Source organism: Streptomyces macrolidinus, from assembly GCF_023887685.1.
Classification (GTDB): Bacteria; Actinomycetota; Actinomycetes; order Streptomycetales; family Streptomycetaceae; genus Streptomyces; species Streptomyces macrolidinus.
In genome coordinates this window covers 1-551 of the sequence record NZ_JAMWMR010000110.1, presented here as the reverse complement: position 1 = coordinate 551, position 551 = coordinate 1, and the positions used below count along the sequence as shown (strand labels likewise).

Below are 551 nucleotides of genomic sequence, written 5' to 3'. Positions count from 1 at the left end.
TCCTCGATCGTCGCGGCCGTCGGCCTGTCGATGGTGGCCTCGCACGTCTTCCCCGACGCTGGCGTCGGCACCAACGTCATCCTGCTCATCGGCCTCGCCGTCGGCGTCGACTACACGCTCTTCTACCTCAAGCGCGAACGTGAGGAACGGGCGCGCGCCGGCGGCAAACTGAGCCCGCAGGCCGTCGTCGAACTCGCCGCCGCCACGTCCGGACGGGCCGTCGTCCTCTCCGGTCTCGCCGTCGCCGTCTCCAGCGCCACCCTCTACCTCGCCGACGACGTCATCTTCTCGTCCATCGCCACCGGCGCGATCGTCGTCACCCTCGTCGCCGTCGTCAGCTCCCTGACCGTGCTGCCGGCCCTCCTCGCCAAGCTGGGCATGCGCGCCGAGCGCCGTGCCGTGCGCCGGGCGGCCCGCGGGCTCGCGCCGAAGAAGCAGAAGACGCACAAGGCCGGCCCCGGCCGCCTGACCGCTGCTGTGCTGCGCCCCGTCGCCAAACACCCCACCGCCACGCTCACCGTCACCGTGCTCGGGCTGCTCGCCCTCGCCGC

General features: G+C 72.8%; 1 protein-coding gene. It reads left to right on the top strand.

Going from position 1 to position 551, the window contains the following annotated elements:
• The coding region (locus NGF19_RS30445; protein ID WP_252429172.1) for an MMPL family transporter at positions 1-551 on the top strand (551 nt) is incomplete at both ends.